Genomic DNA, 21,589 nt, shown 5'->3' with positions numbered 1-21,589 from the left:
ATTATGAATATTAATAAAGCATTGGTCTCGGATGTGGATATCCAGGATTACACCAGACGTAATGAGTATACTTTTGTGGGGCAGAGCGGTTCTGCACTTATTGAGCAAAGATTGATGAGGCTCAGGATGATATTCCCTGGAGGAATGTCAGATGTCCTCAGCGGGGCAATTGATGATTTTAACTCGGAGGTTAGCCTTATGGAGGGCTATCTTGAGGGTAAATTCAGCAAGGCTGCGAGGGAATCATATACCGAAAGGATCGGGAGCCTTCAAAAAGCCCTGAAGACAGCAGAGGATGGTAAGTTACGGGCATCCTGCCGCGGCGCGCGCCCGTAGTTTATCCGTACCGTTGTGTACAATTCCTACTTGTAAACCACAGACCGTTGGTTGGGTATCCCCAACAATCGCAGATGCGGCCAGCGCAGGTTGAGAATAGGAATAAGCGGGTGCTGACCCGCGGTTTGTATGCTCTGCCTGTGTGCAGGGCTTTTTTATTGCCCTGGTCTGGTTTTCTGCGGACAGCAACGCGATAATAGGAAGGAAATGCCAATGAGAAGGCCCGAAAAGGGAGAGGTGATCTCCAAGCTTACGGATAAGTTCCGTGATGCTGATGCGATCTACCTCACCGAGTATCGCGGCCTGAGCGTTCCGCAGATCTCTGATTTGCGCGAAAAGCTTGGCAACGATACCACCTATAACGTCGCAAAGAACACGCTGGCACGTATTGCTGCGAAAGAGGCAGGCATTGAAGGCTTTGACGATATGCTCAAAGGCCCGTCTGCTATAACTTTCGTAAAAGGCGATTACGTTGAAGCCGCTAAGGTCCTGCGTGACTTTGCCAAAGATAACAAGCAGCTCGTCGTCAAAGGCGGTTTCGCAGACGGGACCGTGTATGACGCTGAAGGTGTTGACAAACTCGCAGATCTCGAATCCCGCGAGACTCTTCTTGCTAAGATGGCTGGCGCCCTGAAGGGTACCATGTCTAAGGCTGCATACGCATTTGTCGCTCTGCCTACCAAGGCAGTCCGCACAGTTGATGCTTTGCGTGAGAAGCAGGAGAAGGCTGCCTGACTGCAGTGCGGTATTTCCATGTGAAAATATACGCATGCACATACAGCTGTATATAAAAGATGCAGGCATCCCGTAACGGGTGCCCCAAAAGAAAGGAAGCCGATTATGGCTAAGCTCTCTAGCGATGAGCTCCTTGATGCTTTCAAGGAAATGACACTTGTAGAACTCTCTGAGTTCGTAAAGAAGTTTGAAGAAGAATTCGATGTTGAGGCTGCTGCCCCTGTAGCCGCTGTTGCCGCTGCACCAGCTGCCGGCGCTGCCGCTGCTGAAGAGGAAAAGACCGAGTTTACTGTAGTCCTTTCTTCTGTAGGCGACAAGAAGATCCCGGTAATCAAGGCTGTCCGCGCTCTGACCAACCTCGGCCTTGCTGAGGCTAAGGCCCTTGTTGACGGCGCTCCGGCAAACGTTCTTGAGAACGCAAACAAGGAAGACGCAGACAAAGCGAAGGCTTCACTCGAAGAAGCAGGCGCAACTGTCGAACTCAAGTAGTTTCTTCTTTAACAGGTTTACATTCCCCGGTATCTTGTACGGATATCGGGGTTTTATTTTTACAGGTGTTTTTTCTTTCTGCCGGGAGCAGTGCGGGGCGGTATAGGACGCATCCTCATAGCCGGCACTGTAAATAGCTTTTACATGTTCTTATGTATACAGCCATGCCAGTTTTGCAGACTTTGCACTTATTCGGCGTTTTGCAGTGCTGTTCTGGAGGGTATGCCACAATTGTAGTGGAGACTTGTAAGTATTTCTAAGCGGAAGGCGTGGCATGGCAGATAACTCAGCTGGACCGGCTGAATGGGATATACGGGTAGGCAATAAAAATGTTGCACGGGTCCGGCCCGGCCAGTCCCTTGTCATCGGGAGGAAACCGATACGCCCTCTGCCCGAAGAGGAAGGCCGCACCCGCCTGGATATTATCGATGATACGAAATCGGTTTCAAAGCGCCATGCGCTTTTCACTGCTGATGAGGCGGGCAACGCAACCGTGGAAGACCTTGATTCCACTAACGGCACATATGTCGTTACTGCCAATGACGATCTGTGGCGGATAGTCGCGGATATCCCTTTTGACCTGCCTGCGGAAACTGTGCATCTGCAGCTGGGGGATGTTCCGGTGAATGCCGTCCCCGTTGTTGCATATGAAGAGCCTGAACCTGTTTCCCAGCCTATGGCGGCAGTATCCAGCCTGTTTTCATATGCATCATCGGTCCGTCAGGATGATGCCCATGGAGGTGTGAGGATGTCAGTAGATGATATCCTTGATGTGCGCCAGGGCGAACCGACACAGATGTTCCATGCTATGAAGCAGGACTTCAGCCCTTTCAGCCGCATACATGACACTGCCGTTAACGGTGGCCGCGCCCGGAAGGCAGGGGTCAGCACTGATGGAGGGCATGGTACTGAAGCCGGCCATCCTGCTGAAACAGATGATGCCGGACGGAGTGAACAGGATGGCAAAGCACAGCAGGGCGGGCAGCAGGCAGAACATCATGATGCTGCGCCGCAGGACCCTGACCTCAAATACCGCCCGCAGCCGCAGGAAGCTGACCCTTCTGAGACCGGGACGGCCGGCTCGGGGGCACCGGAGTATAAGCCGGTGTTTGAGCCGGGCTCTGTATTCGACCGCCTGTCGCGCGGAGAGTTCAGCCGCAAAGAAGAAACTGTTGAAGCTGGCGGATTCACCTCTGACGACGCGAAGCATACCGGGGATTTTGAAAAACAGTTTGAAATAGCCCGTCAGCCTAAGCTTCTGCGGTTCCTCGCACTCAATACAACATTATATGGGGACCTTTATGCCTGGCTTGAGGCGCTGGGGGATGCGGATATTGATAAGGCTTTAAGAAATAATATTGGTTATAAGGCATGGCAAAAGCAGGAAGAACAGGACTCATGACCGGAAACGAAAACACTGCTGATAAGGAAACCTCTGCCGGTACTGCCACAGAGGAGAGGGCCTCAGTACGTGAAGCCGCACTTGATGCTATGCGTTCGTGGTACAGGGATTACCATGCGATCCACGGCACGACGCCTGTTGAAGATATCCTGCGCCTGCGCAGCCGTCTTGACATGGGCGGCGCCCATCCTGCGGGCATGTCGCAGTTCCTTGTCAATAAAAGCGTCCGGCTTGACAGCCTTTTCCGCGATACGGCATCTTTAACTGCCGGCGGGCGCCGGCTGGGACGTGTGCTTGCCGAAAGGGACGAAAACCAGAAAAATAACGGCGCAGCTTTCCTGTCAATGAGTATGGGCATTGCTACATGGGCCGGCAGCCGCCGTATGCCTATAGTCCTGTATCCCATTGAAGTGATCCCAGATGAAAACAGCAGTTCGCTGTTCCGCGCAAAAATATCTATCAGCGGTAATGCCGAGCTCAATGAAGTATTCGCTGCTGCTATGAAGAATGCCGGCGTGAGGCTTGAAGTCGATGATATACTCGACAGTTTTGAATATTCCAGCGTACTGGAAGAATCTGCACGGCTATACGAAGCGATCACACAGCAGGTGGGCGATAAGTTGCCGGATTTCGCCGTTGAGCGCGATATCATAATCGGCAATTTTATCCAGACCTCCACACTTGTGCTTAATGATGCCCGGTCGATCATCAATGATGAGATAAGCGGGGAAACCGGCAACACGGTACTGGACGCGCTGGCGGGCATTGAAGCTGCCAGGGAATCCCTCCGCCAGCCGGATATGCCCGGGTTCAGCCCTTTTGATGGCGATCCGCATGATGAGGTGGGCGCAGGCGATGTGGATAATGAAACGCGGTATGCAGCGCAGGCGGCGAATAACGGCCAGTCAATGGCGCTGCTGATGAGCGCCAACACGGATGCTGCCGAGAATGCCCTTGCTATAACGACCCGTATTGCTATGGGCGGGAAAACGGTTCTGTACGCTCCGGGGGTATCGTACCAGAAGCAGCAGTTTATCCATCAGGCTGCAGTGCATGGGGTTGATAACCTTGTTGCCGATATATCGGATAAAGGTTTCAACGCTTCTATAGACCGTCAGCTTATCAGCGCTGTAGGCTTTCAGCAGGGTACCGCAGGCAGCCATTTTGAGCAGGTCTCGGATGAGCTTGTGGGGATAAGGGCGCGCCTCAGCCGTTATCTGGGTGATCTCCACAGCACAAATGCAGTGTGGGGGGTATCTGCCTTTGAGACTTTGGAAAACCTCGCCAGGATATCCGCTTTGCCTATGCACCCTTCAACGCATGTGCGCTTAAAACCTTCCGCTGCGCATGAAATGATAGGCAGGGAAGAGGAGTGGGGCAAAAAGCTTGTCCGCCTGGGGCAGTTAGGCGGATATATCATTGGCCCTGATGATACCGCGTGGTACGGGGCATCCCTGCGCAGCGAAGATGATGCCATCAAAGCGTACCAGCGTGTAGTCGAATTGCTGGATACCCTTCTTCCCCGTATCCGGGAGCAGATACAGAGGACTGTAGAAACATGCGGTTTCCCTATTGCCCATAATGTACAGGAATGGTCACGCCAGGTGGCTGTCCTGTCTAATCTGCGCAGGGTGCTTGATGTGTTCCAGCCAGCTGTTTTCGAGCGGGATATAGATTCTATGCTTGAGGCGGTACGGCCTAAGGAAGGGCGGAAGGCTGACGGTACTGACCTCAGTTTCTGGGATCGCAGGAGGCTCACGAAAGAGGCCAAAAGCCTGCTCCGTCCCGGTGCCCGTGTGGACAGCCTGTATGATGCGCTTGCAGTGGTTGCTGAACAGGCCCAGCAGTGGCGTAATTTTGTGCCGCGCGGAGGCTGGCCGGTCCTTCCCAATAAACTTGATGATATTGTTGAGGCTCAGGAAAACCTTGAACGTGATATCACTGCCCTTGATGCCGTGCTGTCAGGTACGCCGGAAGGGGCGGGGCTCGAAAGTATGGAGTTCGTTGACCTTGAAAGCAGGCTGCGCAGGCTTTTTGATGACCACCGTGCATTGGATACCCTTCCTGAGCGTACCCGGCTGATGGATGAGTGCAGCAGCCTTGGCCTTGCAGAACTGGTCGAAGATTTCCGCAGCCGCCAGCTGGAGCCTCAGAATGCCCCCGCCGAACTTCTCCTGTCCTGGTGGACTACGGTTTTTGAGGATATAGTAAAGTCTTCCCCAATTATTTCCAATCAGGATGGTGCAACACTGTCGTCCGTTACGGAACGGTTTATACAGATCGATACTGAGCATGTGCGCAGTATCGGCGGTATGGTCAGCCAGGAACTCACCCGCCGCCTTTCGGAGATCCTTTATTCAAGGACCCAGGAGGCGAACCAGCTGCATACACTGCTGGCAAGCAGGAATTCTGTTGGCTTTGAGCGGCTCCATAATGAATATGGCGATATCATCAATGCTGCCAAGCCGATCATGGTGGCGACTGCAGCAGCGCTCGCTTCATCGACACCGTTAAAACAGCTTGCGGATGTTGCTGTGATCGATGCTTCTGCACATACCCATCCTTTGGAGATACTCAGTATCCTTGCCCGGGCGAAAAGTGTTATAGTTATTGCGCATGAGAATACGGTTTCCTCTGAATCTGTCAGGGAACTTATACACCTGCTCCCCTCAGTAGAATCCCGTACCCGCGGGAGCTCACGGGATGCCCGTGATATACGGTTGAGTGCTTTCCTGCGCAATAACGGGTATAACAACGAGACCCCGTCGCTGGCAACTGATTTTGCCAGAGGCCGTGTTGCATACCACTTTGTGGCCGCGAACGGGATGGCGTCAACGTCTACCGGTGCTGTAGAAAGTACGGGAAGGGAAGTAGAAGCTGTTGCGGATATTGTTGAGAAGAAGTCCAGGGAACTTGGCCATATCCCTGCGTCATACAGGCTGTGCATCGTCTGCCTTACGGATACCCAGAGGATCCGCCTTGGAGCGGAATTGAAGTCCCGTACTGCAGGGCACAGTGATCTGCTGAATTTCGTCAGGCATATACAGATCATCACTATTGATCAGATTGCAGGCATGCGTGCTGCAGATGTGATCCTTTCTGTGAGCTTTGGCAAAAACAGCCAGGGTGTGCTGCTGCAGCAGTTTGGCGCCCTTGAGCGCCCGCATGCGGATGCTATGCTTCTTGACGCGCTGGCCCTGGCCGAGCATGACCTGGATATTGTCACTACGTTCAAGGCTTCAGATATGAGGGATGAGCGTATCCGCAGGGATGGCCCGCTGCTGCTTAAGCGGCTCCTTGCCTGGGCGCAGGAGCTGTCCGGCTCCGCAGAGGATATTGCTGATTATGCTTTACCGTGCGAACATAGCGATGATTCTGAAGCACTTTTGTCTGATCTCGCACGGCGTATCAGACAGCGCGGCTTGAACGTCAGCATGAATTATGGGTATAACCGCGGGGATCGCATACCGCTTGTTGTCGGTCTGCCGGACAAGCCTTATACGCTTGCTGTATGCACGGATGATGCGCGGTTTATGGATACCGCATCTGCGCGGGTACGGCACCGTTTTAACATTGAAAAGCTGGAAATGCTTGGCTGGTCGGTTATGTACGTGTGGAGTGTCGGCATGTTCGTTGACCCCGATAAAGAAGTGGACCGGATAGTTGCGTACCTCGCCAATGCTTATGACGGGAAGTACAATGATAAAAATAAAGGGAACCATAAGGGCAACAGGGCTTCCGGCTCCGGCAAAGGCCCCGGAAGCGGTTCCGATACCGGCTCTGATGGCAATCCTGAGAAGGAGCCCGAAGTTTCCGGCAGGGATTCCAGCGGGGATGAAAGCAGCAGGCATTCCGGCAGGAGTTCCGGAAAGCAGCAGAGGCCCGGGAGCGGTTCCAGTACAGCTGCTCATGGAAAGGCTTCCTGAATCGTGAATATGATGGATACAGAGTCCGAAAGCCCTGCCGGCGTCAACTCCGGCAGCGGTAAGGCCAGGGACAGTGAAGCTGCCGGCAGCGGCGGGACCGGCCGTGCGCCTGTGCGTCGCAGGCATAAACGTGTTGTCCGTAAAGGGGCTGAGCTGTTTGATGCTGACAGCATGGACGGCTTATCAGGCGCATCAGTATCCGGAATGCGTGCTGCCGATGGGGATACGGTATACAGCAGCGGTGCAGGCTGGCGTGAAGCCGATGAAGAGGAACGGATCCTCAATGAGCTCCCTCCCCACTGGGGGATTTTTGATGCGGAAAAACGGTGAGGTGGAGGCCGGGGTACCGTTTTATTTTATTTTTATTTTTCCGCATTTTTGCGTGCTGTCCCAGGCCGGCCGCTGCCTCAGTCACGGATATTAGTGATGACGATAGGCGGTGGAGTTTCTGAACGCATTATAGCCAGAGCATTTTTTACCGGCATGGCAAAGGAAACCGCTGCTTTAGGGTCGCTTTGGGCCGTCAGCGCGAATCCGCGGTTCTGGCCCTGCTGCGTTTTTACCACTATTGCGTCTTTTGCTATCAGGCATGTGCCGGCGGTTTCCGTATCGCCGCCGCTGTTATCGTAGCTGGCCGGAATATTGCTGTTCCCGCTGTCATCCGCGCCAGTATCAGTATTGCCATTCTCATCGCCTGCACCGCCCCCGTTATTATCGCCCTTGTTATTATCGCCGCCGGCTTTATCACGGCTGTCGGGGGTGTCTGCGTTGTCGGTTTTTTGGTGATCCTGCGGACTGCATGGCCCTGTACTCACGAGGTCTGCCTTCTGCCCGGGGGAGAGGGGCTGCACTGCGCTTGCAGGGGTGATGGATATCACAGTGTATTCCTTGGGGTACAGCGGCGCGTCGGTGATACTAGCCAGGAGTACGGGATCTCCCGCCTTCAGAGGTATTTTTGATATGCGTCCGGCTACCTCGCTCCGGGTATGGGCTGTTTTTGATGTAAGAGGGTTTGCCGGTATCTGTGAAGCTGTAATATCAGATGGCCGGAGTATAGTGCCCTGGGCGATATCATGCTTTGCAATAATAACAGTGTCGTGTGCATGGAATGCCAGTATGCACTGGAAAATCCCCCATACAAGGAGCCCGGTCAAAACAGACATGGATATCCTGCGTACGATATAGCGGGCCCTGCGGGTTTCCAGGTTTGTTGGGGTTTTGTATTTTGGGCTGTCCCTGCGCGGGAGGTTCAGAGAACCGGATAATCGCGAGAATAAAACTGAAAAGGCCTTGCCGGCCTTACGGGACCGGGGATATCCTTCAGGCCTGGAGGATACTCCCGGCCGGGAGGACCCTCTATAATGCAGTGCCTCGCTGTGAAGCGCTTTCCTTTTGTTCATATCCCGCTTTCTGCGAGAATTTTTACGGGAACTGCCGGTTTTATGATACACATGCGCCAGCATTGTCCTATCGAGGCTGCCCTCCCGCAGGCCCCTTATATCCCAGTTGCTGTATTGCCCGGACAGCACCGGCCTGTTGCCGGCTGCGGGCAGGCTGCTGCAGCTGGGATGGCTGTCGGGGAACCGCTGTAGTGAAGTCATACACACAGGTATACAGCAATCCCGTAGTGCATGCAGCCTTTCGGCGCTAATGTGGTCGGATGACAGACATGCCTGATATTTCCGGCGTGTTGCTATGTGGATAAGTTAATAGTGCCTGTGCAGGCCTATGCGGGCACAAGCCGGGACAGAGGCCTTACCCTTTATGGGATGCTGTGTCTGATGATCCGGAGCTTCTGTCAGTACGATAGAACCCATGTCCCCTGAAACTGATCGGCACAGCAGAATATATCTGGTGCACCTGGTCCTGTCCGCATCTGGGGCATCGCGTCAAAGGATCGTCATTAAAAGAGCGGACTTCGGTAAAATCATATCCGCAATTCCTGCAGCAGTAATGATATGTTGGCATTTTTCCCCTTAAACACAGCTTTAACAGGCTCCGGCCATTATTGGGCTTTTGCATGAGCAAACATGTCCTTAAACTATCCTAATAAACCCATGGACTGAGCGGTTTCCCGAGCCCTGGCGGAAGGAGAGGATTGTAACATGCGCTCCCTTCCCGGTAGCTGCTTCCGCAGTGTAAACCGTCATGAACCGAGAATACTATACATATATGCCGTCGTTTTTTCGTGAACTGTTTAGCGGGGACCATCATGTCCGCCCTGATCCCAGGCATCCTGACGATACTCATTTTTATCTCCCTGAGCAGATCGGAGAAATGCAGGGAGGGGTCCTGAGCCGATATTATAAGATGTCCCTTCCTGAGGGTATCCGCAATGATTATGACCCTTCTGATGCCATTTCCCTGCGTCCCATGCAGGACAGCTTCGAGGATCAGTGGAATGCGGTCAGATGGCGTAATGCTGGGTGGCTTGACCCGTGGGAATCGGGGAACCCCCTGGCTGCTGCTGAAGGGCGCCATCGTCCCGGGCTCACGTTCAGCGGCTGGGTACTGGGTATCCGCAGGTCAGAGAAGCAGGGCAGGGGCAGCACTTTTGCCGTATTCCACAGGGGAAGCCTGATCGGGCAGATCTCACTGGGCGCTGTTACATACGGGGCTATCCGTTCCGGCATTATCGGGTACTGGATCGATCAGGCGCAGGCCGGTCATGGGTACATCCCGCGCGCCGCAGCGGTTCTGAGTGACTGGGCTTTTTTTGATCCGGCGGGTCCCAGGCTCCACCGCCTTGAGATAGACATGATCCCTGAAAATACGCGATCGGTGCGTGTGGCACAGAAGCTGGGCTTTACTGATGAAGGGGTCAGAAAGCGGTATATGTATGTTAACGGGCGATGGCAGGACCATCGGATATTTTCGCTGCTTTCCGACGAGTTTCCCCGCGTATCATTGAAACCTTATAAATAATTGTGCGACACGCCGATAAAAACCGCAGTAAATGACAAGCGTGTGATTTAAGGTTAGATATATGGACATTGGATCGATGAGTGGAATTGTATTCGTGCTCATCGTTCTCGTGACGCTTTTTGGCATCACCCCTCTTGCCACTAAGAAAGGGATGATGAATGCTGTACAGCAGGATGAAGATGACGGCGAGCCGGTTTTGCTCCGTCCTGCTGAGGCCGCTTGTGAAGGAGACGGCTTCCGCAGTATTGAGGATTCGGGCGTCGTGGAGTCTGAAATAACAGAGATCGACAGGGATGCGCATCAACATGATGGAGGTTCTCATATGGATGGAGCTGCCCGACGGATTACGCAGGACTATATTGACAGCGTAAGGGAAAAAAGGCGTAAAGCAATCAGGCGCCGCAGGGCTGTAGCGGGTATCCTGGCCGTGCTCGCTGTGGTGCTCGCAGCGATTGGCGTTGTATACAGGGTATTCTTATTATGCGCCCTTATACCGGCTGCTGTATTAGCGGCAGTACTTTTTCTCGGAGCCCGTGCTGCTTCGCAGGCACGCAAATGGGAGGACACAGTACATGCTGTAAAAAACAGGCCTGCATGGGAGAGCACCAGGCGGCATACCCTTAACCATAATATCCATATGGTGTCTGCAGGAGCTCGGGATTTCGGCGGTCCTTCAGAGGAGTTTGAAACTGAGACGGATGCTATGAGCCAGATGGAGATCCAGGAAGCCCTGACCCTTGCGATCCGCGAACAGGGCACTGCAATCCGCCGCCGTTCCCTTAAAGAAGCAGGATCTTCCCATACGCCTGCTGCATATCCCTATGATGACGGCATAGCTGGTACCAACGCCAGTGTTAATACCGCAAACACCGATACTTCTGTCCCGGAGGCCGGCATGGCTGAAGATCCTGCTTCATCCTTTGAGGTATCAGCATCTGATACTTTCCTCAGCAGTACTGCCGCTGCTGTCAGCAGCCGTGAGATCATATCCCGCCGTCAGGTGGCCCGGGCTGTTCCGCCTGCTGACCCTCCTGCGATCCCTTCCTCTGATATGGCTGCGGGCGTTCAGGCCCCTGTACAGACATCAGACTCGCTTGGCGCTGATATTGATGCAGTGATTGAGCGCCGCCAGTTTGCCGGCAGCAAAGAATAGGCTGGCGCAGGTGTCATGCGTGATGGCGGCGGCTCTGGCGTTTCCTATATATTGTAACGCTTTCAGCATAGCTTTTAGCACTCGGGCTGATTGAGTGCCAGCCTCACGCTATTATAGGTTTTAGCGTTCAGTGCGGATGGGTGTTCGTCAGCTGCTCACTTGCCCGTACGCTGAAAAGAAAGAACACTTTTCGGAAAGGATGGTAACAGTGGCAATAACACTTAAGCCATTAGAAGATAAGATCATCATTAAGCAGGCCCCTGCAGAGACTACAACTGCATCCGGCCTTGTGATCCCTGACACTGCTAAGGAAAAGCCCCAGCAGGGTGAAGTCCTTGCTGTTGGCCCCGGCCGCCGCGATGACAAGGGTGAGCGCGTACCGATGGATGTCAAGGAAGGCGACCGCGTCCTGTATTCCAAGTACGGCGGTACTGAAGTAACATATAAAGGCGAAGATTACCTGATCGTATCTGCGCGCGACGTCCTGGCTATCCTCCAGTAGCAGGATACGCGGCCGGATACGCTGCCATGTGCCGGAAAGCGCAGTAAGCTGACCGGGGATATGGCCGTTGGTTTTCGGGTCCCCTCTGCATATCAGCAGAGGGGATTTTTATATGCGAAGCTGTGTGGCGCTGCCCTGTCAGATTCCGTGCCGCGTCCTATATCAGATTTTGAAACGCATGGGGTCCCCGGCTGCTCCCAATTCCCCGGCAGCACTTAAAATAGTTGTGTGGCATACGATTTTAAGCACCGCGCAATAGTCGATACTATTACTGGCTACCAGCAGGGCAGTGCTGTGCCCCATATCCCGGGCGTGATCCCCTATAAGCTTTCCAGCAATGAGAATCCTTACGAACCTTTGGAAAGCGTAAAAAAAGTACTTGAGGAAAATGCCATACCGCAGATCAACAGGTACCCTGAAATGCGCTGCACTGATATATGCAGGCGTATCGCAGAGCTGAATAATGTTTCGCTGGATAATGTCGTTGCAGGCTCCGGTTCCACAGAGGTGATCGTCCAGCTGGTCAGCGTAGTTGCAGGGGCGGGCGATGAGATCATCTATCCGTGGCGTAGTTTCGAAGCTTATCCGATCATCATTGCGGCTTCAGGTGCTACGGGTGTGCCGGTACCTCTTGCCTCTGACGGGCGGCATGATATTGATGCCATGATTGCCGCTATAAACAGCCGTACCCGCCTGGTCGTCGTCAATAACCCTAACAATCCTACAGGGGCTCCTGTAACCCGCGGCGAAGTATCCAGGCTTATGGATGCAGTGCCGGAAGATGTGCTTGTACTGTTTGATGAGGCCTATTTCCAGTTTAATACCGATCCTGAGCGCAGTATTGCCCGTGATATCTTTGATGAATACCCTAACGTGGTGATTGCCCAGACATTTTCCAAAGCGTATGGGCTGGCGGGGCTTCGCATAGGCTATGGTATTGCACAACCTGAAGTCGTCAGCGCTATGCTCAAAGTCGCGCTACCTTTCGGTGTATCAGATCTGGCCCAGAAGGCAGCTTTGGCAAGCCTGGATGCCCTTGATGAGCTGCAGAACAGGGTGGATACCATTGTGGCTGAACGTAAGCGTGTTATGGGGGCGCTTCGGGGCCAGGGCTGGCTGTCTGTCCCGGAATCGCAGGCGAATTATTTCTGGCTTCCGCTGGGCAGCAGGACTGCAGAGGCTGCTGCGAGGTTCCGTGCACAAAGCCTTGCAGTGCGGGCATTTGACGGTGAGGGTATCAGGGTCTCCATTGGTGTCCCTGAGGCTAATGATGCAGTTATTGAGGTCTGTGCAGGGCTGAGTGCCGATGGTTTTGTGTGGTAAATAGAAAAATTTTCCTGAATCCGGCATGTTGGACTTGCATAATTGCATAAAAAGTGGCAGACTAACAAAGTTGCCCATGCCATGAGCATCGGCAAAGGCGGATTTCCCAAGCGGTCAAAGGGAGCTGACTGTAAATCAGCCGCTATTAGCTTCAGTGGTTCGAATCCACTATCCGCCACGCCCCGATAGCTCAGTGGTAGAGCACTTCCTTGGTAAGGAAGAGGTCGCGAGTCCAATTCTCGCTCGGGGCTCCATAGCGGGATAGCTCAGCTGGCTAGAGCGTACGACTCATAATCGTAAGGTCGGGAGTTCGAGTCTCCCTCTCGCTACGAGGCAAATTGTGTAAGTGTAGTCCATAGCACACTATAGTTTAGTGTGCTTGGAACACTTAATACATTAATGAAAGGTGAACAATGGCAAAGAAAAGTGCCGATATTCGTCCTGGCATTACGCTGGCGTGCACCGTATGCAAGGAACGCAACTATATTACAACTAAAAACCGCCGTAATACCCCGGATCGCCTTGAACTGAAAAAATTTTGCTCCCGTTGCGGTAAGCAGACGCTGCATCGCGAGACCCGCTGATTCTCCGGTCTTTCAGAGGCGGCGGCAGTGCTGTGCCGCATCAGTCCTGCTTTTATTGCCAGACACTGGAAAGGCTGTAAACAGGTCTGCGCTCCAGATAATCTGAATTATGACTTTGCCCGGCTTCATGCCGGGTTTTATTTTTCTTGCTTTTTTACCCCAGCAGTTATCCGGATATAAACCGGGATCCCGGAATATGAACGGAATATCCCCAAGCTGCCGTGCTTTATCGGGGTTCTTGTGTACATTAGCGGAATATAACTTAAGTTCCACCGCATATTGACAGCAGCAGAAACCGGGACGGAGGCTAGTATGGATGTACTGCGCACAAAGTCAGTTGAACATTCGCTTGAAGAGACTGCGGAAAAAGGCAGGAGCCTTAAGCGTACTTTGAGCGCATGGGATCTTGCAATGATGGGTGTTGCGGTCGCTGTGGGTGCGGGGATATTCTCTGTAGGTGCGCAGGCTGCAGCTTTCCATGCGGGGCCTGCTGTGATCATCAGTTTTATTATTGCCGGGGTAGTGTGTGCTGCAGCCGCATTATGCTATGCGGAATTTGCGTCAATGGTCCCTGTTGCAGGATCAGCGTATTCCTTCACCTATACCACAATAGGCGAGTTCATTGCATGGATAATCGGTTGGGATATGATCCTTGAAATGATGATGGCCGGGGCTGTGATTGCCAAGTACTGGGGTATATATCTGACCGATTTCACCAAACTCATGGGATGGAACATTTCGACCCGCATCCATTTCGGTGCCGTTACCTTCGACTGGGCGCCCGCTGTGATCGTTACTTTTTTTACCCTTCTGCTGGTGCTGGGGACCCATCTGTCATCACGCATTGATGGGGCATTGACAGTGCTCAAAATAGCAATCGTGCTTTTTATTGTTATTGCCGGATTCTTCTACATCCGCTGGAGTAATTTTATTCCTTTTATACCGACGCAGGAACATCTTGCGGCGGGCGCATCCGGCGCAGTACCAGGGTCAGCAGTTGAGCAGCCGCTGTGGCAGTGGGCTACTCACATGACGCCTTCCATATATGGGGTGCCAGGGATACTTTCAGGTGCTGCTCTGGTCTTTTTCGCCTTTATCGGCTTTGATATTGTTGCTACCGCTTCGGAAGAGGCGAAGGACCCCGGCAGGACAGTGCCGCGCGGCATTATCCTCGGCGTCAGCATCGTTGTAGTTATGTATATACTCGTCGCATTCGTTACGACCGGCATGGTGTCGTATAAACAGCTGGCTGCTGCCAAAGACCCGTCGCTGGCAACTGCTTTTGAACTTGCGGGCGCACAGTGGGCAGCGAAAATTATTTCCTTTGGTATCGTTGTGGGCCTGACGACTGTGGTTATGGTGCTGCTCCTCGGCCTTTCGAGGGTCGTATTCGCCATGAGCCGCGACGGCCTTCTGCCAAGAGGGCTGTCAAAAACCGGGAAGCGCGGGACACCGGTACTGCTTCAGATAGGCTGCGGAGTAATAATCGCAGTTATCGCCTCGTTCTTTGATGTCTCGATCCTGTCCGATATGGTCAACATCGGTACACTGTCAGCGTTTATGCTGGTAGCTGCTGCTGTGCCGATCATGCGCAGGAAACGCCCTGACCTGCACCGCACTTTTAAGGTCCCGGGAAGCCCGTGGGTCCCGGGGATCGTGGCACTGCTGTGCCTGTTCATGATGATCAACCTGTCCGTTTTGACATGGCTGCGTTTCCTTGTATGGCTTGCTATCGGCTTGGCTGTCTATTTCGGCTATTCGTACAGGCATTCGAAGCTGAATAGTGAAACTGCCAATAATATAGGCCAATATAAGTAATTATTGCGGACGGTACAGGCCTCATCAGACAGGCTGGAAAGGGTCCAGGCTGCATGACAGCCGGAAAACTGCAGGTTATACAGATAACAGATTATACAGATAAATTATTAAAAAGATGGCCTGGCTGGCCGGCAGTCTGGCTGGGCAGAGGCGCGTTGCTCCTGACCGGCAGCCTCAGCCGCGGCAGCTCAGCTTAATGTGATGAAGATGATGAGGGCGATGATGATCCTGACTGCGAGTTTTTCAAAGCAGAGCTTGAAGACTTCTCATCATATGTTTTTGTGATGATAGCCTCCCCATCTTCAGTGCAGATATTGAGCTTAAGATGCAGATCCTCCAGCTTTGTCTGCTGCTGGATCTGTTTGACAATCTGCCCTCCGATGGTTGCATACTGGTCGGCAAAAAGGTCTTTCTTGCTCCTGAGGTTCTGTTTGACCGTATCGAGAGGCTGTGAACCGAAGAGCGAGTTATTGAGGGTGACTGTCATAACAACAGTTTTGCCTTCGGAAGCCAGCGAAACCCTGCCGTCTTTGCCCATCTGGGTGTTAGCAGTTTCAACCTGCTTTGTGATATCGGGGGATGCTATATAATCAGCCAGTTTTTTGGCATCGGAAGAGGCCTGCCGGGAAGTCCCCGCAGAAGGTGAAGATGATGCGGATAAAGATGGCGTACCTTTTGGCTGTGAAGCAGGTTTTTGCTGTGGTCCGCACGCTGCCATGCCCAGCAGCGCTGCAGAAGCAACGAATGCGGTTATCCCGCGGGAAATTATTTTAGGCGTTTTGTGCATCGCCGGTCCTTCGATCTTGTTTTGTACGGCCTGTTGTATCTGCCGTACAGCGTCCATAGCGTTTTTAACATACGGTGCTAAGTATAGCAGGGGAAACGTATGGGCTGGGCAGATCGGGTGCTGCAGCAGTATCTGCGGCATGGTACTGCGACGCCAGCGGCATCTGACAGAGGATAAATCACTGCGGAAAGATAGGATAGTAACAGGAATAGTTGTGGAATTTGGAGCGTATTTATGACGGCAGGCCATCCTGATACTGTGGGCAGCAAGCCCGCTTCTTTTGCAGATATTACAACTATGCGTATCGGGGGACGCATAGGGAAGTTCATCCAGCCCGCATCGCGCGCTGAATTTATCCTGTCCCTTGTTGATGCTGACAGCGAACACCTGCCTTTATGCGTTATTGGCGGCGGTTCCAACATGCTCGTCAGTGATGATGATTTCAATGGGGTTGTTGTGCGTGACGCACGCCGTAAGGTTTCCATACTGGATGAAGCAGTCCCGGCAGGGCCTGGGGAGCCGAAGCTGGTGCACGTTGAGGCAGAAGCAGGTACAAATTGGGATGATTTCGTGGAGTATACTGTCCGCATGGGAATGGAAGGCATTGAAGGACTGTCCGGCATCCCCGGGACCGTTGGTGCGAGCGTAGTGCAGAATATCGGCGCTTATGGGCAGGAAGCGGCATCAGCGGTCAGTTCGGTGCAGGTATGGGACCGGAAGGCCCAGAAGGTCATAAACCTTAAAAAAGAGGAAATGGGCTTCGGGTACCGGACATCACTGCTTAAAAAGACAATGTATGAAGGTATGGATGAGAGGACGAACGGGCGCACCCCCTCGCAGTATTTCCCCAGCCCGCGCTATATAGTCCTTTCAGTGGTTTTTGAGCTGAGGCATAGTGCAACAGGTGTGGTTGGCATGGCACAGCTTGCGAAGGCGCTGCAGGCCAGGATCGGGGAACGCATTGCTGCGAGCGATATCCGGACCGCAGTACTGCAGATACGTACCGGGAAGGGCATGGTGGAAGACCCTTCACGGTATGGGAATCCGTGGATGAAGGGGACAAAGGATCCGACAGAAGTCCATAATGCGCATCAGGCTGATAGGATACAGCCTGACTATGACCGCTGGAGCTGCGGCAGCTTTTTTGTCAACCCCGTTATCACCCCTGCCCAGGCTGATGCCGTTCTCCCAGTTGATGCCCCCCGATTTGCAACGATACTTCCGGATGGCAGCGAAGGCATTAAAACCTCGGCTGCATGGCTTATAGACCGTGCGGGGTTCCATAAAGGGTTTACCGTTAACGGCCGTGCTGCGCTGTCATCGCGCCATACGCTTGCTTTGACTAACAGGGGTGGCGCGCGTTCGGATGATATTGTCCGGCTTGCCCGGACAATTCGTGAAGGCGTACAGCAGGCGTTCAATATTGATCTTGTCCCCGAGCCGGTGTTTATAGGGCTGTAATGTATCATCGCTGTCTGCATGCGGGTGTTTCATTTTCACCGGTAACGCTACACTGTAGATAGAAGTTTTGAAACGGCAGCCGAAGCAGGAGGCATTATGGCGTACGTTATTGCGGAACCTTGCGTAGATGTGAAAGACCGTGCATGCGTTGATGAGTGCCCTGTTGACTGTATTTATGAGGGCCAGCGGACGCTGTACATTGATCCGAACGAATGCGTGGACTGCGGCGCCTGCGAGCCCGTCTGCCCTACGGAAGCCATATTTTATGAGGATGACCTTCCTGATGACTGGGTCTGGTATAAAGATGCCGCGGCCACCCTTTTTGATGAAGTAGGGGATCCGGGCGGTGCGCAGGCTTTTGGCATTATTGACCATGATGATCCGCGTGTTGCTGAGCTCCCTGCTGATGTTAACGCGGAATATCTCAACAACCATAGCCTGTGAGTGCCCGGCTGACTCAGATCCCCAGACTTGCTGAACCCTTTCCGAATTTTTCGCGGATCCTGTCAAGCGCAGATTCAATTTTCGCAGTATTTGGCACAGGGTTTTTACTTTTATTTTTACTTTTCTGATACGGCTCCTGCTGCAGAAGGCTTTGAGCGTTTTTGCCTGCTTCTGCCGCATCAGTATCGTGTCCGGAGCCGGCAGAGGCGCTGCAGGCATCTTTGTTTTCCCCGGCAGGTACCGCCATATCCCCCTCATCTAAATCATCTATGGAAGGCTGGTACATAGTCGAAGATGCAGGGGAAAAATGGGAGGTACTGACGCCAGCCAGCCGGATAAGCCGGGGCACCTCAGCGTCCTTCCCTTTTTCCGGCTGCTGCATTTTAAGGAGCCGGGCCAGGAGCTGACGGGAAATAGGGTATATCTGGGCGGCAGAATTCATCGGCTGCGTTACAGTCAGTGATTTTGATATGTGAGACAGGTCTGATAAGCGTAATTTTACCGTGACGGTACGGGCGTAGAGCTTTTTGCGGCGCAGGGTTGAAGCTACATCGTCGCAGCACCATCGCAGAAGCCCCGAAATTTTCAGCCAGCTGTTGGTATCTTCCGCGAATGTGCGTTCTGCGCCAATAGATTTTTCGGCCGCAGATACGACTACTCCACTTGACCCCAGCCCGCGTGCTGCCTGGTAAAGGTACCGGGCATGCGCTGCGGACCGGAGTGCGCTTGTGAGGCTGGATATGCTCATATCCGCCAGCTGCTTCACAGTGGATATCCCCCAGGCTGATAGGGCCCGTTCGGTGGAAGGGCCGATCCCGGGGATTGCCCGTATGGGCATCATCTGGATAAATTCGGCCTGCCGGGACTGGGGGATCATGAGCATGCCATCCGGTTTCGCATTTGTTGAAGCAAGTTTGGCAATAAGCTTATTTGATGCGATACCAACGGAACAGGTCACTCCAATGCGCCTCTTTACCGTCTGGCGTATCCACGCCGCTATTTCGCGCGGGTCTTTCCACTGCAGTAACGCGCCTGAAACGTCCATATAGCATTCATCTACAGATACTTTTTCGATCCTGTCGGTGATCCGGGCGAATATTCCGAAAACCTGGCTGCTCATGCTGCGGTAATACTGCATATCTACAGGGAGGAATATACCCTGAGGGCAAAGCCTGTGTGCGGTAGCTGCCGGCATGGCTGAGTTGACGCCGAATTTCCGGGCTTCATAGCTGGCTGCGGATACTACTGCCCGGCGGCCTGTCCCTATGATGACAGGTTTCCCTCTGAGCTCAGGATGCCGCACTATCTCGCATGAGGCATAGAACGCATCCATATCGATATGCAGCACAGTACATCCGCTGATATCATCGCCCCAGTCATGCTTGGCGGATTCAAGGCGCGGCGCAGTACTCATGTCGCCAATTCTAGACCGGGTGTGTGGAACTGTCAGGAAAGGGGGATACACAGGGGAAGGGGAGAGATACTGGCGGGGGGGGGCTGTCTGTCGCCCTTTGTATGCTGAAGATATAGTGCCTTAGGTTTTTATACCGTAGACATAATGAGTTATGAGTTTGAGATCATATATAAGATGCGGGGATGATTTGTAATGAGGATCAAAATCCGGGAGTTAAAGCAGCAGCTTAACACCGAGATCCAATTGATGGACAGGAAGTCCAGTGAGTGCCGCCAATGGCTGTCGCGGTTTTCTGTATTTGATCTGCAGTCGTATGAGCTGCAGGGGGAGGCTTATACGGCGCTGACATCCAGGATCCATTCGCATTCTGAGTTCCTGCGTTCCCAGTCGCTGCTTTTTGATGCTGTTAAAAAAGGTGACAGGAAAAACCTTGCTGCGCTGGGTGAGCTGCGTCCGACCGAACCTGACGGCTCTGTGGACACAGGCCATCTGGAACAGCTTATCAGCGATATGCAGAGCCGTGCTTCGCAGCTGGAGGATATGCGCGGCAGGGCGCGCTCCCTTTCGAAGTCGGCAGAGGGCAATGCCGCGGCTGACAGCCTGGCGGAGGCGACTGAGCATCTTAATGCGGTGTGTGAGGCTGTTGCCCGGGGATACAGGGATGCCCTTGACCGGGTGCACCACTATATAAATATGTCATCAACGTTTTATGCGGATGTCCAGAACCTTATCCCTGTTATCTCACAGGCGTCCGCTGCCGCCCGTGCGATAGCGGAAGGCCGGGATGCTGATATGGCATGGGCAGAAGCTGTAGATAACCAGTGGGGTGTTGCCGTACAGTCTGAAATAAAAAAATATATGACCGGAGAGGAGTGGGAGGCTTATAAGAAGGCCGTTGCTGACGGCTGGCAGGCTTCTGATTTTTATAGCGCCGGGAGTGGGGAAAAGGATCCTGCGAAGAATAATAAAGCGTTATGGAAAGGCCTGGCGAAGCTTCCGTCGTGGCTTCTTACATCCGGGATGGCAGCTGCTGCTGTGAAGGCTATGGAAAATATGGCTAACGGCAAATATACGGAGTTCAACCCGGATATCAAATCCCTGCAGGAGGCAGTGAGGTTCCTTTTTGCAAGGGATGGTTCAAAGAGATCTTCTTTTGCCAATGTTCACCTGTATGGGTATAAAAAGAGTGCGTTATTAGACTGGATGATAGGTGCATCTGACTCCTTTGCCCATAATACGCTCATGGTCTCAACAGATAAGGGGGATCCTCATGCTCCTTGGGTAGGGCGGGCGATGGTTAATAATATCCTGAATTTGATAAAGAATATTAAGCCCGTTTGGGTCAGGCTTGATACAGGTGAGATCACTAAATCTATCTGGGGCAGTACCCCTGTCGGTTTAGGCATAAATCTGAGTATTATGCTGCCTCCTCAAGGGAATACAAGCTCGGCGCGTATGGTCATCATAGGGGTAGAACCGCATCTCTCGCATGTGGTAACTGCCGAAACCAAACCAGATGGGACAACTGCAAACTTATCATATATGTATGTAGCAATGTCGGGAGGTATGGCAGACCTTATCAGTTTTGCGCATAATTTACAAAACATTGAAGGATTTGAGGGTTGGGATGTAGTGGGAGCTTCAGGGCACGCAGCTTTTAATGAGGGCTTTGGAAAGGTGAAGAGTTTTATTGCTGAACAGCTTCCTAAACTTGCGGGTAAAACTGTAGAGGCTTTTACGATCCTGCAGGAATTTGCCAGTGATGTAATGGATGAAGAAAGGGACAGGAAGCGTGCGGATAAAGTGAATAAGCTTAATGATGCTGTGCTTTTTTATGGGCGTAAAGAGATATTCAATGATATGGGAGTTATCTTCCGGTACAAGGGTATCCATGGGGAGCATGATGAAAGCTATGTGGATCCAATAGTTGAGATGCTTTCTAAACCTGAGGTACAAACTAAAATCAAACACGCTATAGAAATGTATAACCGGCTACACCCCGGGAAAAAGTATCGTTTCTCGGAATTCGCCCAAGATATTAAAAAGAATCTTTTAGATATACCCAAGGCATCTGATAAAAGCAAACTTGCGGGAACGAGGGACTTTATTGATTGGACGGGGAGGTATCCAAGGCTTGTGTATGCTTTAGATTGGCGGGATCCTAATGGTGTAGTGCATCATAGGGGGGATAGTGTTGAGAGTGAGAGGATGATGTCGAATTATACTTTGGCTGCTACAGATAATAATGGCGGTCTTTATGCTTTTGCTCCGGATCAGGGGGAGTGATAGA

General features: G+C 52.7%; 19 protein-coding genes and 3 tRNA genes. 18 read left to right on the top strand and 4 right to left on the bottom strand.

All coding sequences use genetic code 11. The annotated features are described in order from the left end of the window. The first annotated feature begins 3 nt into the window (after window positions 1-3). The 6 genes from HMPREF9156_RS0104830 to HMPREF9156_RS06920 all read left to right on the top strand — a co-directional run bounded on the left by HMPREF9156_RS0104830 (window position 4) and on the right by HMPREF9156_RS06920 (window position 7,218). Window positions 4-336, top strand: a complete 333-nt coding sequence (locus HMPREF9156_RS0104830; protein WP_007147657.1) for a hypothetical protein — start codon at window positions 4-6, stop codon at window positions 334-336. A gap of 213 nt (window positions 337-549) precedes the next feature. Beyond that, window positions 550-1,071: a 50S ribosomal protein L10 gene (gene rplJ / locus HMPREF9156_RS0104825; protein ID WP_007147656.1), complete on the top strand. Its 522-nt coding sequence runs from the start codon at window positions 550-552 to the stop codon at window positions 1,069-1,071. A 105-nt stretch (window positions 1,072-1,176) separates the two neighbouring features. After that, on the top strand, window positions 1,177-1,560 hold the full coding sequence (rplL, locus tag HMPREF9156_RS0104820) for a 50S ribosomal protein L7/L12 (RefSeq protein ID WP_007147655.1): 384 nt from the start codon (window positions 1,177-1,179) through the stop codon (window positions 1,558-1,560). A 274-nt stretch (window positions 1,561-1,834) separates the two neighbouring features. After that, window positions 1,835-2,962 carry an FHA domain-containing protein gene (locus HMPREF9156_RS0104815; RefSeq protein ID WP_007147654.1) on the top strand — a complete coding sequence of 376 codons (1,128 nt, stop codon included), beginning with the start codon at window positions 1,835-1,837 and terminating at the stop codon, window positions 2,960-2,962. After that, the gene (locus HMPREF9156_RS0104810) at window positions 2,959-6,888 is read left to right on the top strand and encodes a hypothetical protein (protein WP_007147653.1); all 3,930 of its coding nucleotides are present in this window, start codon (window positions 2,959-2,961) and stop codon (window positions 6,886-6,888) included. Before HMPREF9156_RS0104815 ends, HMPREF9156_RS0104810 begins: the two co-directional genes overlap by 4 nt. Window positions 6,889-6,897: 9 nt before the next feature. After that, complete coding sequence (locus tag HMPREF9156_RS06920; RefSeq protein WP_007147652.1) at window positions 6,898-7,218, top strand: hypothetical protein; 321 nt, start codon at window positions 6,898-6,900, stop codon at window positions 7,216-7,218. Between the two features lie 77 nt (window positions 7,219-7,295). Here the strand turns inward: HMPREF9156_RS06920 and HMPREF9156_RS07175 are convergent, their stop codons facing one another. Then, window positions 7,296-8,051, bottom strand: a complete 756-nt coding sequence (locus HMPREF9156_RS07175) for an SAF domain-containing protein (RefSeq protein WP_007147651.1) — start codon at window positions 8,049-8,051, stop codon at window positions 7,296-7,298. Between the two features lie 592 nt (window positions 8,052-8,643). Then, complete coding sequence (locus tag HMPREF9156_RS07050; protein ID WP_081482457.1) at window positions 8,644-8,856, bottom strand: FmdB family zinc ribbon protein; 213 nt, start codon at window positions 8,854-8,856, stop codon at window positions 8,644-8,646. 204 nt (window positions 8,857-9,060) lie between these two features. Here HMPREF9156_RS07050 and HMPREF9156_RS0104785 point away from each other — a divergent pair, with 204 nt between their 5' ends. From HMPREF9156_RS0104785 to HMPREF9156_RS0104740, 9 genes are all read left to right on the top strand, one after another. Continuing rightward, a complete protein-coding gene (locus HMPREF9156_RS0104785; RefSeq protein WP_007147649.1) occupies window positions 9,061-9,813 on the top strand; it encodes a GNAT family N-acetyltransferase in 753 nt (250 codons plus the stop codon). A gap of 76 nt (window positions 9,814-9,889) precedes the next feature. After that, window positions 9,890-10,966, top strand: coding sequence for a hypothetical protein (locus tag HMPREF9156_RS0104780; RefSeq protein WP_017147517.1), 1,077 nt, complete (start codon window positions 9,890-9,892; stop codon window positions 10,964-10,966). A 208-nt stretch (window positions 10,967-11,174) separates the two neighbouring features. Beyond that, window positions 11,175-11,468 (top strand): co-chaperone GroES, encoded by a 294-nt coding sequence (groES, locus tag HMPREF9156_RS0104775; protein ID WP_007147647.1) that lies wholly within the window; start codon window positions 11,175-11,177, stop codon window positions 11,466-11,468. Window positions 11,469-11,696: 228 nt separating this feature from the next. Then, on the top strand, window positions 11,697-12,791 hold the full coding sequence (locus tag HMPREF9156_RS0104770) for a histidinol-phosphate transaminase (protein WP_017147516.1): 1,095 nt from the start codon (window positions 11,697-11,699) through the stop codon (window positions 12,789-12,791). Window positions 12,792-12,887: 96 nt separating this feature from the next. Beyond that, window positions 12,888-12,969 (top strand) — tRNA-Tyr (locus HMPREF9156_RS0104765). 1 nt (window position 12,970) lies between these two features. Then, a tRNA-Thr gene (locus HMPREF9156_RS0104760) sits at window positions 12,971-13,045 on the top strand. A gap of 1 nt (window position 13,046) precedes the next feature. Beyond that, a tRNA-Met gene (locus tag HMPREF9156_RS0104755) sits at window positions 13,047-13,120 on the top strand. 84 nt (window positions 13,121-13,204) lie between these two features. Next, window positions 13,205-13,375, top strand: coding sequence for a 50S ribosomal protein L33 (gene rpmG / locus HMPREF9156_RS0104750; RefSeq protein ID WP_007147645.1), 171 nt, complete (start codon window positions 13,205-13,207; stop codon window positions 13,373-13,375). A gap of 312 nt (window positions 13,376-13,687) precedes the next feature. Further along, window positions 13,688-15,193, top strand: a complete 1,506-nt coding sequence (locus tag HMPREF9156_RS0104740) for an amino acid permease (RefSeq protein WP_007147644.1) — start codon at window positions 13,688-13,690, stop codon at window positions 15,191-15,193. A 193-nt stretch (window positions 15,194-15,386) separates the two neighbouring features. On the opposite strand, the gene HMPREF9156_RS0104730 is transcribed toward HMPREF9156_RS0104740, so the two are convergent. Further along, complete coding sequence (locus HMPREF9156_RS0104730; RefSeq protein WP_007147643.1) at window positions 15,387-15,980, bottom strand: DUF4854 domain-containing protein; 594 nt, start codon at window positions 15,978-15,980, stop codon at window positions 15,387-15,389. Window positions 15,981-16,214: 234 nt separating this feature from the next. Here HMPREF9156_RS0104730 and HMPREF9156_RS0104725 point away from each other — a divergent pair, with 234 nt between their 5' ends. Both HMPREF9156_RS0104725 and fdxA read left to right on the top strand, forming a co-directional pair. Then, window positions 16,215-17,441, top strand: coding sequence for an FAD-binding protein (locus HMPREF9156_RS0104725; RefSeq protein ID WP_007147642.1), 1,227 nt, complete (start codon window positions 16,215-16,217; stop codon window positions 17,439-17,441). A gap of 96 nt (window positions 17,442-17,537) precedes the next feature. After that, on the top strand, window positions 17,538-17,885 hold the full coding sequence (gene fdxA, locus HMPREF9156_RS0104720) for a ferredoxin (RefSeq protein WP_007147641.1): 348 nt from the start codon (window positions 17,538-17,540) through the stop codon (window positions 17,883-17,885). Between the two features lie 13 nt (window positions 17,886-17,898). Here the strand turns inward: fdxA and dinB are convergent, their stop codons facing one another. Next, entirely contained in the window at window positions 17,899-19,299 is a 1,401-nt protein-coding gene (gene dinB / locus HMPREF9156_RS0104715) for a DNA polymerase IV (protein WP_007147640.1), read from the bottom strand. A gap of 192 nt (window positions 19,300-19,491) precedes the next feature. On the opposite strand from dinB, the gene HMPREF9156_RS0104710 reads away from it, so the two are divergent. Beyond that, window positions 19,492-21,585 (top strand): hypothetical protein, encoded by a 2,094-nt coding sequence (locus HMPREF9156_RS0104710; protein ID WP_007147639.1) that lies wholly within the window; start codon window positions 19,492-19,494, stop codon window positions 21,583-21,585. Window positions 21,586-21,589 lie beyond the last annotated feature (4 nt).

The sequence above is a fragment of the Scardovia wiggsiae F0424 genome, from assembly GCF_000269605.1.
GTDB classification, from domain to species: Bacteria; Actinomycetota; Actinomycetes; order Actinomycetales; family Bifidobacteriaceae; genus Scardovia; species Scardovia wiggsiae.
This window is presented reverse-complemented; position numbering and strand designations above follow the sequence as displayed.

Bases quoted from the DNA above. Each gene is read 5' to 3' on its own strand.
- HMPREF9156_RS0104830 (WP_007147657.1), top strand. From the start codon at position 4: ATGAATATTAATAAAGCATTGGTCTCGGATGTGGATATCCAGGATTAC.
- HMPREF9156_RS0104710 (WP_007147639.1), top strand. From the start codon at position 19,492: ATGAGGATCAAAATCCGGGAGTTAAAGCAGCAGCTTAACACCGAGATC.
- HMPREF9156_RS0104740 (WP_007147644.1), top strand. From the start codon at position 13,688: ATGGATGTACTGCGCACAAAGTCAGTTGAACATTCGCTTGAAGAGACT.
- HMPREF9156_RS0104780 (WP_017147517.1), top strand. From the start codon at position 9,890: ATGAGTGGAATTGTATTCGTGCTCATCGTTCTCGTGACGCTTTTTGGC.
- HMPREF9156_RS0104815 (WP_007147654.1), top strand. From the start codon at position 1,835: ATGGCAGATAACTCAGCTGGACCGGCTGAATGGGATATACGGGTAGGC.
- dinB (WP_007147640.1), bottom strand. From the start codon at position 19,299: ATGAGTACTGCGCCGCGCCTTGAATCCGCCAAGCATGACTGGGGCGAT.
- rplL (WP_007147655.1), top strand. From the start codon at position 1,177: ATGGCTAAGCTCTCTAGCGATGAGCTCCTTGATGCTTTCAAGGAAATG.
- HMPREF9156_RS0104730 (WP_007147643.1), bottom strand. From the start codon at position 15,980: ATGCACAAAACGCCTAAAATAATTTCCCGCGGGATAACCGCATTCGTT.
- rplJ (WP_007147656.1), top strand. From the start codon at position 550: ATGAGAAGGCCCGAAAAGGGAGAGGTGATCTCCAAGCTTACGGATAAG.
- HMPREF9156_RS0104725 (WP_007147642.1), top strand. From the start codon at position 16,215: ATGACGGCAGGCCATCCTGATACTGTGGGCAGCAAGCCCGCTTCTTTT.
- HMPREF9156_RS06920 (WP_007147652.1), top strand. From the start codon at position 6,898: ATGATGGATACAGAGTCCGAAAGCCCTGCCGGCGTCAACTCCGGCAGC.
- HMPREF9156_RS0104810 (WP_007147653.1), top strand. From the start codon at position 2,959: ATGACCGGAAACGAAAACACTGCTGATAAGGAAACCTCTGCCGGTACT.
- HMPREF9156_RS07050 (WP_081482457.1), bottom strand. From the start codon at position 8,856: ATGCCAACATATCATTACTGCTGCAGGAATTGCGGATATGATTTTACC.
- HMPREF9156_RS07175 (WP_007147651.1), bottom strand. From the start codon at position 8,051: ATGTCTGTTTTGACCGGGCTCCTTGTATGGGGGATTTTCCAGTGCATA.
- HMPREF9156_RS0104785 (WP_007147649.1), top strand. From the start codon at position 9,061: ATGCCGTCGTTTTTTCGTGAACTGTTTAGCGGGGACCATCATGTCCGC.
- fdxA (WP_007147641.1), top strand. From the start codon at position 17,538: ATGGCGTACGTTATTGCGGAACCTTGCGTAGATGTGAAAGACCGTGCA.
- rpmG (WP_007147645.1), top strand. From the start codon at position 13,205: ATGGCAAAGAAAAGTGCCGATATTCGTCCTGGCATTACGCTGGCGTGC.